The organism is Lentihominibacter faecis (assembly GCF_014306095.1).
Lineage (GTDB): Bacteria > Bacillota > Clostridia > Peptostreptococcales > Anaerovoracaceae > Lentihominibacter > Lentihominibacter faecis.
On sequence record NZ_JACRWC010000069.1, the window covers coordinates 1 to 11,459 of the forward strand.

An 11,459-nucleotide genomic window follows, 5' to 3' on the forward strand; every position below is an offset into this window, starting at 1 on the left:
ATAAGAGACAGTTTCTGTACGGGGATAGGGCAGCGAACCATGACGGTGTATATTTGTCATATACCGATTCGATATCTCATCGAGCATATCGATCTGCCGGGAGACGGGAATGTACTTACTTATATTCTAAGCTTCGGGCTGGCGATCGCATCTGTCTATGCTTTTTCCAGACCGGCACTGCATACGGCATATCATGCGATCATCGATTTTCTGTACGATAAGATCTGTGCGAGAGTATTTGCTTTTGGCAATATGATTTGTGACAGGACTTTGAATCGAGGACATAAAATGATCCGTAAAGTATATCGAAACCGGTAAAGGAGGAATCAAGATGGCTTTAAGAGTAGTAGTAAACGGTGATGTAACCAATATGGATGTAGATGCAGTGGTGAATGCAGCCAATGAACAGCTGGCGCCGGGAGGCGGTGTCTGCGGAGCGATCTTTGCAGCAGCAGATGACCCTCGGCTTGCAGAAGACTGCAGGAAGCTGGCCCCGTGTCCGACAGGCAGTGCAGTAGCGACCGATGCATATAATATGCAGGCAAAATATATCATACATGCAGTAGGGCCGATATGGAAAGATGGTTTTCACAAGGAAGAAACGCTGCTTCACGATGCGTACATCAATGCTTTGAAGGCAGCAAAAGAAAAAGGCTGTCAATCGATCGCTTTTCCTCTGATTTCTTCCGGGATCTACGGCTATCCGAGAGAGGATGCCATGCGTGTTGCTATGGGAGCTATCAATGAATACCTGAAAGATTATTTGATGGACGTATTCCTGGTGCTGAAATAATATTATTTTGAATCCGGGGGTTCCTGCAGATAGTTGTGTTTCCCCGGGCGAAGGAAATATTTTGCGTGGATCGGGATCAATACTAGCAGGGTGCAAAGTTCGGCGACCGGCATGGCGATCCAGGCTCCTGTGATGCCGAGAAATCTCGGCAGAAGGAGAAGTGCAGCTGTTGTGAACAGCAGAGTCCTGCAGAAGGAAATGATGGCGGAAGTCTTCCCGTTGGACAGTGCAGTGAAGAATCCTGAGGATGTGATGTTCAATCCGCTGAACAGGAAATTGACTGCGAAGAGTTTGAAGCCTGCCACAGCCAGGACATAAGTCTGCGGATCTTTCGTGAATACCGACGTGATGGGGCCGGACAGAAGGAAGGCCAGGAGCGCCATAAACAGGGATGTACCTGCTGCGAACAGGAAGGCGATCTTGTACAGCCTGCGGAGCTCATGGCGGTTCTGTGCGCCGTACTGGAATCCGATGATGGGACTGATACCGATAGCGAATCCCAGGTAAAATCCGTTGAACAGAAATTCTCCGTAGAGCAGGATGGTGATGGCGGCAACGCCGTGTTCCCCGGCAAGGCGCAGGAGAATGATATTAAATAAGAAGGTTATAATGGCAGTGGACAGCTCGGTCACCATTTCGGAGGACCCGTTGAACGCTGCCTTTGCCGTTTCTTTAGGATAAAATCCGCAGCGGGTGAAGCGGAGTTCTTTTTTTGTGAACAGGAAGAACACTACACCTGCTACAGCCGGGATGCACTGACCGATGCCGGTCGCCAGAGCGGCTCCTGCGATCCCCATGTGCATGGCTGCGATGAAGACGTAGTCCAGAGCGGCGTTGGTACATCCGGCGACGATCATCAGACCAAGCCCCATGCCGGGGTGTCCCGCTGTTACGAAGTAGGACTGAAACAGGGTCTGAAGGATGCAGGCCGGTGCGAATGCCATGACGATACGCAGATAGATAACGGCGTCGTCTATCAGGATATCGGTAGCTCCCAGAAAACGGGAAATGGGAGAAGCGAACAGGATTGAAAGAACGACCAGTACGATGCTGAGGGACACGCAGAACAGGACGAACTGGGTCAGGCACTGACAGGCTTTTTTGGTATTGCCTTCACCCAGGTATTTACTGATGACCGCATTGCCTCCGGTGGAAAACATGGTGCCGATGGCAATGGCCAGCGTGATGACGGGAAAGACGATGTTGAGAGACGATAGGGCATTGCTCCCCACAAACCGGGAGATAAAGATTCCGTCTACGATGGTGTACAGCGACATGAACGTCATCATGATGATGGACGGTGCTGCGAATTTCAATAAAGACCATGGTGTAAAGTGCTGACCGATGGAATTGCTCATGGTTTCTGATCCTTCCTTGACAAAATACGGTGAAAACGATAGTGTATTTTACAGTATAACAAAAAAGAAGGGAAGATGAAATGAACAAGCAGGAAATCTATGCATTTTTAAAAGAGAAAAACATCTGGCATGAGATCATGGCGTATAGAAAAAGCAAAGTAAGTAAAACAGCCGGTGCGGCGAGGAAATCCAGAGCACCGGTTTTTCTTTGGCAAAACAGGGAGATCTATCGTCTTATAGCTATGCGATAGGGTGTTTAAAACTGATAACAATAGTTGACTTTTTGTTTAGAAATAGTATAATCGAAGACGTGCCGAAAGTTTAGGTATAAATTACATTTTGTTTGATATATTTATCACAAAGGAAATGAGAAAAAACATGGAACCAAATTATGTGAACGGCAGAATCGGAGAGAAAATAAAGGATCTAAGGAACCGAAACGGATTGACTCAGCAGGAACTTGCGGATCGTGCAGAACTTACGAAGGGCTACATTTCGCAGCTGGAACGTGGCCAGGTGGCTCCTTCTGTGGTGACACTGCTGGATCTGATCGAATGTCTGGGAACTACGCCCTCTGAGTTCTTTCGGGAGACGGAAGAAGAACATGTAGTGTATTCAGAGGAGGACTTCTTTGAGAAGATCGATGAAGCGGGAAACAGTATCCAGTGGATCGTTCCCAATGCACAGCAGAATCAGATGGAACCTCTTCTTGTGGTGCTGCAGCCAAAGGAAGCTCTCGCAGAAGACAAACCTCATGAAGGAGAGGAGTTCGGATACGTGATATCGGGACATATCCAGCTCAGGCTGGGAGGTAACGTTTATATGGTAAAGGCAGGGGAGAGCTTTTATTTTTCTGCCAACAAGAAGCATTCGATTGCAAACACGGGTGCCACCCGGGCGAAGCTGATCTGGGTGAGCACGCCGCCAACTTTTTAAGAAAAATGACAGGAATGAGGAGTAACTGAATGGAACAGGCAATTTTAAATTTGGAACATCTGTCAAAGTCTTTTGACGGGAAAAAGATCCTGGATGATCTGAGCATCGATATCGGTAAAAATGAATTTGTGACTTTGCTGGGACCGTCCGGATGCGGGAAGACCACAACACTGCGTATGATCGGCGGATTTATCATGCCCGATGAGGGGCGTGTGATTTTTGAGGGAAAGGATATCACTGCTCTGCCGCCCGACAAACGTCACATCAACACGGTGTTTCAGAAGTACTCTCTGTTTTCGCATATGAGTGTTGCAGATAATATTGCCTTTGGATTGAAGTTGAAGAAAAAGAGCAGTGCCTATATTCATGATAAAATCAAATACGCCCTTAAGCTGGTAGATCTGGAAGGATATGAGGATCGTCATCCCATGTCACTTTCAGGCGGACAGCAGCAGAGGATCGCTATCGCCCGGGCTATCGTTAATGAGCCGAAGGTCCTCCTTCTGGACGAACCGCTGGGGGCACTGGATCTGAAGCTCAGACAGGATATGCAGAAGGAACTGATCAAAATCAAAAATGAGCTGGGAATCACCTTCGTATTCGTTACCCATGACCAGGAAGAGGCTCTGACTATGTCCGACCGGATCATCGTCATGAACCAGGGGCTGATCCAGCAGATCGGTACACCGGTGGACATTTATAATGAACCGGAAAACGCTTTTGTTGCGGATTTTATCGGGGAAAGCAATATCATTGACGGTGTGATGCCGAAAGATTTTCTGGTAGAGATCCTGGGGATCCCATTCCCATGTGTGGACTCGGGATTTGGACGCAATGAGCTTGTTGACGTGGTCATCCGTCCGGAGGATATGGAATTCCAAAAGCCGGGCAGCGGCATGCTGGACGGCAGGGTCACTTCTATTTTGTTCAAGGGTGTGCATTATGAGATGAAGGTGCAGGCTGGCGGCTTCGAGTGGCTTGCACACAGCACGGAAGCTTATCATCCCGGTACGGAAGTGGGGATCTACGTGAAACCGGAAAATATCCAGATCATGCACAAACCGACATCTGCGGCACAGGAGGTAATCAATACCAATGAATAAACGAAGTTTACTGGCCGGACCATATATCGTATGGATCATCGGCTTTACTGTACTGCCGCTTCTGATGATCATTTTTTATGCTCTCGGCGATGGTCGCGGCGAAATGACCATGAGCAATATACTGGCGATTTTCGAGCCGGTCCATCTAAAGGCTCTCCTGCTGGCTCTCTGGCTGGCGATACTCTGTACGGGGATCTGTCTGGTACTGGCATATCCGCTGGCATTGATTTTACGAAAATTAAACATTGGCAAGCAGGGAATGATGGCTATCATCGTGATCCTGCCTATGTGGGTGAATTTTATATTGCGGATCATGGCATGGCAGCTTTTGCTGTCACGAAACGGCCTGATCAACGGAGCCCTGGGGGCAATAGGGCTTCCGGGACAGGATCTGGCAAATTCCAGTATGGCCATCGTCATCGGCATGGTGTATGACTATCTGCCGTTTATGATCCTGCCTGTATATAATGCTGTAACAGACCTGAAGGATGATGTCATCGAGGCTGCAAGAGACCTGGGAGCACCACCGAAGGCGGTGCTGACCCGTATCATGATCCCTTTGACTAAGCCGGGGATAATCAGCGGGATCACCATGGTGTTCGTACCGTCACTGACTGCATTTGCCATCCCGGATATTCTGGGCGGCGGCAAGGTGATGCTTATAGGAAACATTATTGAACAGGAGTTTTCTACCAGTATGAACTGGCATCTGGGATCCGGACTTTCGATCGCGCTGATGATTTTTGTTCTCATCAGTATGATCTTTACATCAAATGAGGAAGAAGGAAAGGAACGACGCGCATGGTAAGAAGCAAGAACTTTTTTATGAAATTTTATCTGGCGCTTATTATCGCATTTTTATATATACCGATCGCGGTCCTGGTGGTGTTATCTTTTAACGATTCTCGCTCCCGCGTGGTGTGGGGCGGCTTTACGCTGGAATGGTACAAGACGCTGTTTCATAACAGCGATGTGGTAGCGGCACTGCAAAATACTTTGACCATAGGATTTGGCTCTGCGCTGATCGCTACCGTGATAGGTGTTCTGGCTGCTGTGGGGATCGATGCCATGAAAAAAAGGAGCTATTCCCTGACGCTGGGTGTGGGCAATATCCCTATGCTCAATGCGGATATAGTGACGGGTATAGCTTTGATGCTCTGGTTTTCAAGATTCACCAACCTGGGATATGTCAGCATTTTGCTGGCGCACGTCACCTTTAACATCCCGTATGTGATTTTAAGTGTTTTGCCGAAGCTTCAGCAGATGGATATGAGCGTTTATGAGGCTGCGCGGGATCTGGGAGCCAGCAGTGTGAAAGCCTTTACGCGAGTGATACTGCCTAATATTTTCCCGGCTGTAGTCAGCGGATTTTTTATGGCGGTGACTATGTCGATGGATGATTTTGTAGTAACTTATTTCACGAAGGGCGCCGGGATCAACACCCTCTCCACCATGATATACGGAGAACTGAAGCGCGGGATCAAGCCGGAGATGTATGCACTGTCGACTCTGATCTTTGCAGTCGTACTGATCGTACTTCTTCTGGTCAATTATATGCCGCGGATCCGGCAGAAACAAATACAACGAAAACTTCAGAACAGAAAGGCGGCTTCCTGAACATGAAAAAGAGCGTGAAAAAAAATCTTCTGACCGCATGTCTGCTGCTGATGCTCGGTTTGCTGACATGGACCCTTATGGGATGCGGAAATACTGGAGAAGAGGAGTCTTCTGTGGATATGTCTGAGGCAGGCGGAGGCAATACCATAACGGTACTGAATTACGGAGAATATATCGATACCTCCGTGCTTCGGGATTTCGAAAAAGAAACGGGGATCAAAGTCCTGTACGAAGAAGCGACAACACCGGAAGAAATGTATTCTAAATATACATCCAGTACGATACCATACGATCTGATCTGTTCATCAGATTATATGATCGAGCGTTTGATCGCAGAAGGCGAGGTGGTGGAGCTGGATCACAGCAAGATGCAGTATGTCAATAATATTGGGGATTTCTACTGGAAGCTTTCCCGGACATACGATCCGGAAAACAAATACAGCATTCCATACTTCTGGGGAACTGTAGGGATCTTATACAACAAGTCTATGATCCATGAGGAGATCACCAGCTGGGACAGTCTGTTCAACGGGGAATACGCAGGTGAGATCATCATGCAGAACAGTATACGGGATGCTTATATGTGCGCATTGAAATATCAGGGGCATTCCTTGAATACGACGAATCGTAAAGAACTGCAGCAGGCGCAGAATCTTTTATTGAAACAGAAGCCGGATGTGGAAGCATACTTTGTTGATGAGGTGCGGGAGGAGATGGTTGCCGGCAATGCTGCGCTGGCTGTCTGCTATTCAGGCGAGGCTTATCTGGCGCACGAGTATGAAAATGACCTGGAATACGTGCTTCCGAAAGAAGGTTCTAATATCTGGATCGACTCCTGGATCATGATGAAAAAGGGAAAAAATCACGAAGGGGCACAGAAGTTTCTGGATTACCTCTGCCGTGGAGATGTGGCGGTGAAAAACTTTGAGGAAATCTATTATCCGACACCAAATACAGCTGCCTACAACAGCCTGGATGAAGAAGTGAGAGAGGATCCGCTGATTTTTCCAGAGCAGAGTGTAGTGGAAAAATGTGAAGTATATAAAGCTCTTGATGATAAGACTATGGCGCTTTACAGCCAGATGTGGAAAGAGCTGAAGACGAAATAGATATTAAGCGAGGAGGAGACAGCATGACAGAATTATTGGCTCCGGCCGGTAATATGGAGGCACTGCGGGCTGCCGTTTCCAACGGATGCGACGCAGTATATCTGGGATTGGAAAAATTCGGTGCCAGGGCATATTCAGACAACTTTACTATCGACTCTCTGGCGGAGGCGATTCGCTACGCTCACCTGCGGGATGTGAAAATATACGTAACCATGAACACTATCGTTTTTGAAGACGAGACCTGCGATATGAGACAGCAGCTGGATGCATTGAACGGCATCGGTGTTGACGGTATTATCGTGCAGGATCTGGCGGTGTTTGATTATGTTGCGGCAAACTTTGCAGATATGGAAGTTCACTGTTCGACGCAGATGGGTGTGGACGACCTGGAAGGTACGATGCTGCTCAAAGAAATGGGTGCTGACCGGGTGGTGCTGGCACGTGAGGTAGATCTGGCAGATGTAAAAAAAATCAGAAAAGCTGCAAAGATTCCCATCGAGGTGTTTGTTCACGGTGCGCTGTGTGTTTCCTACTCCGGAAACTGCCTTATGTCCGGCCTGATCGGATACCGGAGCGGCAACCGGGGACGGTGCGTGGGATCCTGCAGAAAACCTTACGAACTGCTGGAGCGAGAGAGCGGCAGGTCCTATGGAACCAGCTATCTTCTGTCCATGAAGGATCTGAACACCATCGATCATATTGAGGATCTGAAATCCATAGACTCCTTAAAAATCGAAGGCCGCATGAAAGAACCGGCTTATGTGGCAAATGTAGTGAAGCGGTACCGTAAGGCGCTGGATGAAGGCGCAGATCAAGTGGAGCGGGAAGCTTTGCAGAAGACGTTTAACAGAACGTATACCGAGGGGTACATGTTTGGAGAAGATCCAGGCAGTATCACAAATATTCAAAGACCTAATAATTTTGGTTACGAGATCGGAACGGTGAGAGGTTCTTTTAAGGGCATGTATGAGATCGCTCTGACGAAGACTTTGCATCAAAATGACATCATTCGTATCGACCACGAAAATGAAGACGTGAATCTGTCAGTGGCGCGATTGTACGATCAGGAGGGAAAGCTGATCAATCAGGCCGATGATACGTGTTATATCAAGATCAAGGAAAAGCTTTCGCCGGGAGATGTGGTTTACAAGACGAAGGACTATTTGTTTTACAAGGGACTGGATGCAGATCTAGATAAAGAATTCCGGAGGTTTCCTCTGGATCTTAAGGTATATGCCTATCCGGGAGCGGCACTGGTAATCGATGCGGAAGGCTTCGGGATGCAGTATCTGTATGAAAGCGAAGAAATCCTGGAAGAAGCGGTAAGCAGCCCAACGAGCCGGGAGCAGGTGGAAAAACACCTGGCACGGCTGGGAGAGACGGTGTTTGTCATCGGTGAGCTGGAGTTTGAATCCTATAATGCTTTTATTCCTGCAAAGCTTCTAAACAGTGCCAGACGGCAGATCGTACAGGCGCTTTACGATGCAAAGCTGGCGAAATGGAAAAAACGGATAAAACAGGAACCAGCGAAAGAACCTGTTTCGTTTCCTTTGCAGAAAGCGTATCTGACGGCGACTGTGACGACACAGGAACAGTATGACGTTTGTAAGGCCTGTGGCATAAAAGACGTTTACTTCGACAATATCGTTCGCAGAAATCAAAATGTGTATGAAGATCGGGAAGGCGAACTGCTTCTGGGTGGATACGGCGGTATTTTCCGCTATCGGAAGACCAACCCGTTCGTGACAGATTACTCCCTTAATGTGGTCAATGCGGCAAGCTGTTATGCGTTGTATAAACTGGGTGCGAAGAGAGTGACCCTTTCTTATGAGCTTAACCGTCATCAGATCCAGGATCTGATCACAGTTTACGAAGAGACCAACGGCGGCAGTCCGGCACTTGAGATGATCGTGTATGGACGTGCTCCGCTGCTTTTTACCAAATACTGTCCGCTGAAGAAGATGGGGCTTTGCGGCTCCTGCAAAAGCGGCGCTTATGAGCTCAAGGATGAGTACGGGGAATTTCCGGTGCTTACACATGAGGATTGTTCGACGACCATACTCAACGGCAAGATCCTGAATCTGCTGGATGAGATGCCGCAGATCGACGGGGTGGAGGCGTTCCGGCTCAGCTTTACCATAGAGTCTGCGGCGGAGGTGAAGCGGATCATCGATCTGGCGCAGCAGAAACTTGAAGGTTCGACAGACAAGTCGGCGTTCAATCAGAAGACGGATACGCGTGGCCATTTCAATAAGGAAATTTTATAGTTTTTACTGCAAAGAGGAAGAGTGATATGATTCAGGTAGAAGAACTTTCTTTCGGTTTTACTGCAAAAGATTTATATAAGGACATTTCGTTCACACTGGAAGCGGGGCAGCATTGTGCGCTTATCGGCAGCAACGGAACAGGCAAATCCACGCTGGCGGAGATTTTGATCCATCCGGAGGAGTACCTCTATGATGGGAAAATAGTGCGGGATGAAAGCTGCCGGATCGGCTATGCCAGCCAGTTCAGCGTGGGAGATAAGTTTCAGGATCGTACCGTGTTTGAATTTCTCAGTGAGCGGTTCACGTCGCTGCAAAAGGATATCGAGACCGTATGTGCTGCTATGACGGAGACTGAGGACCTGGATGCGCTGTATGAACAGTACCAGCAGCTTTTGGATCAAAATGAAGCCATGGACGGGGATCATTACGAAAGCAAGATCAGAAAATCGCTGGCAGTGGCCGGGATGAATGATCTGGCGGAGACGAAGCTGGCGGATATCAGCGGCGGAGAATATAAGATGCTGCAGATCATGCGGGAAATGCTGCTGGCACCGAATCTGCTGGTACTGGACGAACCGGATGTGTTTCTGGATTTCGGAAATCTGGGAGGACTGGCTCAGCTGATCAATGAGTATGAGGGGACGATGCTGGTCATCACCCATGACAGGTATTTATTGAATCACTGCTTCAATAAGATCCTTCATTTGGAAAATGGAGATCTGCAGGAATTCGACGGGACGTATTCGGAATATCGCTGCTCCATCCTGCGTGAGAAACTGGCACTTAAACTGCAGAATATCGAGGAACAGGAAGAAATCGCGAGAACTCAGGAACTGGTGGATATTTTAAGAAAGCGGGCAACGGAAAAGGTCAATCCGGTCATCGGCCGGTCGGTCAATGCGAAACAGTCACAGCTGGATCGGCTGGTGGCACGGCAGATCAAGGCACCTTTTATCGAGATCCGGGAGCCGGAGATCGTGTTGCCGAAGGTGAATGTGGAAGAGGCTGCAGAGAAAAAGCCGGTACTTACGATCACAGACTATCAGGTGTCCTTTGAAGAAGATCTGTTGGAAAACGTGAGCTTTCAGCTTTTTGCAGGGGAAAAAGCTGCATTGATCGGAGCTAACGGAACGGGTAAGACGACGCTGATCCGGGATATTTTGCAGAATGACCATCCGGCGATCCATATAGATGAGAACACGAAATACGCCTGTCTGTCTCAGCTTCAGGAAGAAGGTCTGGACGAGGAAAAAACCGTGTTTGAGACTTTGCAGGATGGGGGATTTGCAACTCGTGAGGATGTTCGTCACTGTCTGGCACGGTATTGTTTGCAGGAAGAATGTATGGATCAAAAGGTGAGCAAGCTTTCAGGTGGAGAAAAGAATATGCTGCAGATCGCTTTGCTGGCGGCATCCGATGCACAGCTTCTGATTTTAGATGAGCCCACCAGCCATCTGGATCTGTATGCACAGACAGCACTGGAAAAGGCGATCGCGGATTATGAGGGGACCGTTCTGATGGTGACTCACGATTTTTATCTGGCGGCAGGATGTGCGGATTACATACTGCTGGTGGAGGATCACACCGTGAGGCGGATGCGGACGCGAAAATTCCGAAAGATGGTATATGACAAGTATTTTGACTCGGCGTATCTGGAAACGGATCGGAAAAAACAGGAGCTGGAAGCCGCTATCACGACAGCATTCAAGAAAAACGACCTGGCGGCGGTGGATAAGCTTTGCGGACAGCTGGAGGAGCTGTGATGCTATCTGATGCTACGATAGGATCCCTCTTCTGTAGACAAGGTGAATAACCAAAATCTACGGAAGAGGGATTTTCTATGTCTAAATCACCATATTGGCTCTTTCCGTAATTTCATAAACGTTTCATAAAGGGTTTGTAATATATCTAAAAACAAGCGTATTAATTGTGAAAAATAGGAAGGGGCGTGGTAAAAAAGTGATAAAAAATGCCATAGCATATATTACAAGGAAAAAAAATAGAACTTTTATCATATTCGTTATCTTAACAATACTTCTTTCTTGCTTATACTCATGTTTAAGTATCATGAAATCAAGTAATAGCCTAGAAAAGTCTTTATATAAGCTTTCTGATTCTTCTTTGTCAATAACAAAAAAAGACGGTGGTTATTTCGATGTTGACCAGTTCAAGGATATAGAAAAAATAAAAGAAGCTGAAGAAATGATTTTTCAATATAATGGATCGGCAAAACCCATAAAAGCCAAAGTGGTTGATGGAGAACAAAGAATAGAGAG

General features: G+C 47.6%; 11 protein-coding genes and 1 pseudogene. 11 read left to right on the plus strand and 1 reads right to left on the minus strand.

Annotated elements, in window-relative coordinates; all coding sequences use genetic code 11:
• Together H8876_RS05595 and H8876_RS05600 are read left to right on the plus strand one after the other, a co-directional pair.
• A partial coding sequence (locus tag H8876_RS05595) for a hypothetical protein (RefSeq protein WP_249286901.1) occupies positions 1 to 318 on the plus strand: 318 nt, incomplete at its 5' end.
• Between the two features lie 13 nt (positions 319 to 331).
• Entirely contained in the window at positions 332 to 793 is a 462-nt protein-coding gene (locus H8876_RS05600; RefSeq protein WP_177265102.1) for a macro domain-containing protein, read from the plus strand.
• A 2-nt stretch (positions 794 to 795) separates the two neighbouring features.
• Here the strand turns inward: H8876_RS05600 and H8876_RS05605 are convergent, their stop codons facing one another.
• A complete protein-coding gene (locus H8876_RS05605) occupies positions 796 to 2,151 on the minus strand; it encodes an MATE family efflux transporter (protein ID WP_249286902.1) in 1,356 nt (451 codons plus the stop codon).
• Between the two features lie 80 nt (positions 2,152 to 2,231).
• Here H8876_RS05605 and H8876_RS05610 point away from each other — a divergent pair, with 80 nt between their 5' ends.
• From H8876_RS05610 to H8876_RS05650, 9 genes and pseudogenes are all read left to right on the plus strand, one after another.
• A complete protein-coding gene (locus H8876_RS05610) occupies positions 2,232 to 2,402 on the plus strand; it encodes a hypothetical protein (RefSeq protein ID WP_249286903.1) in 171 nt (56 codons plus the stop codon).
• Positions 2,403 to 2,529: 127 nt separating this feature from the next.
• Positions 2,530 to 3,087, plus strand: coding sequence for a helix-turn-helix domain-containing protein (locus H8876_RS05615; RefSeq protein ID WP_249286904.1), 558 nt, complete (start codon positions 2,530 to 2,532; stop codon positions 3,085 to 3,087).
• Positions 3,088 to 3,116: 29 nt separating this feature from the next.
• Complete coding sequence (locus H8876_RS05620) at positions 3,117 to 4,190, plus strand: ABC transporter ATP-binding protein (RefSeq protein ID WP_249286905.1); 1,074 nt, start codon at positions 3,117 to 3,119, stop codon at positions 4,188 to 4,190.
• Complete coding sequence (locus H8876_RS05625) at positions 4,183 to 4,998, plus strand: ABC transporter permease (protein WP_249286906.1); 816 nt, start codon at positions 4,183 to 4,185, stop codon at positions 4,996 to 4,998. Before H8876_RS05620 ends, H8876_RS05625 begins: the two co-directional genes overlap by 8 nt.
• A gap of 17 nt (positions 4,999 to 5,015) precedes the next feature.
• Complete coding sequence (locus H8876_RS05630) at positions 5,016 to 5,807, plus strand: ABC transporter permease (RefSeq protein WP_249286907.1); 792 nt, start codon at positions 5,016 to 5,018, stop codon at positions 5,805 to 5,807.
• A 2-nt stretch (positions 5,808 to 5,809) separates the two neighbouring features.
• On the plus strand, positions 5,810 to 6,916 hold the full coding sequence (locus H8876_RS05635; protein WP_249286908.1) for an ABC transporter substrate-binding protein: 1,107 nt from the start codon (positions 5,810 to 5,812) through the stop codon (positions 6,914 to 6,916).
• A 23-nt stretch (positions 6,917 to 6,939) separates the two neighbouring features.
• Entirely contained in the window at positions 6,940 to 9,183 is a 2,244-nt protein-coding gene (locus tag H8876_RS05640) for a U32 family peptidase (protein ID WP_249286909.1), read from the plus strand.
• Between the two features lie 26 nt (positions 9,184 to 9,209).
• Positions 9,210 to 10,946: an ABC-F family ATP-binding cassette domain-containing protein gene (locus H8876_RS05645; RefSeq protein WP_249286910.1), complete on the plus strand. Its 1,737-nt coding sequence runs from the start codon at positions 9,210 to 9,212 to the stop codon at positions 10,944 to 10,946.
• 196 nt (positions 10,947 to 11,142) lie between these two features.
• Positions 11,143 to 11,459 (plus strand): annotated as a pseudogene (locus H8876_RS05650) (ABC transporter permease); the annotation flags it as partial.

Coding starts and splice junctions, on each gene's coding strand:
- H8876_RS05605 (WP_249286902.1), bottom strand. CDS start 2,151: ATGAGCAATTCCATCGGTCAGCACTTTACACCATGGTCTTTATTGAAA.
- H8876_RS05610 (WP_249286903.1), top strand. CDS start 2,232: ATGAACAAGCAGGAAATCTATGCATTTTTAAAAGAGAAAAACATCTGG.
- H8876_RS05645 (WP_249286910.1), top strand. CDS start 9,210: ATGATTCAGGTAGAAGAACTTTCTTTCGGTTTTACTGCAAAAGATTTA.
- H8876_RS05620 (WP_249286905.1), top strand. CDS start 3,117: ATGGAACAGGCAATTTTAAATTTGGAACATCTGTCAAAGTCTTTTGAC.
- H8876_RS05635 (WP_249286908.1), top strand. CDS start 5,810: ATGAAAAAGAGCGTGAAAAAAAATCTTCTGACCGCATGTCTGCTGCTG.
- H8876_RS05615 (WP_249286904.1), top strand. CDS start 2,530: ATGGAACCAAATTATGTGAACGGCAGAATCGGAGAGAAAATAAAGGAT.
- H8876_RS05630 (WP_249286907.1), top strand. CDS start 5,016: ATGAAATTTTATCTGGCGCTTATTATCGCATTTTTATATATACCGATC.
- H8876_RS05640 (WP_249286909.1), top strand. CDS start 6,940: ATGACAGAATTATTGGCTCCGGCCGGTAATATGGAGGCACTGCGGGCT.
- H8876_RS05625 (WP_249286906.1), top strand. CDS start 4,183: ATGAATAAACGAAGTTTACTGGCCGGACCATATATCGTATGGATCATC.
- H8876_RS05600 (WP_177265102.1), top strand. CDS start 332: ATGGCTTTAAGAGTAGTAGTAAACGGTGATGTAACCAATATGGATGTA.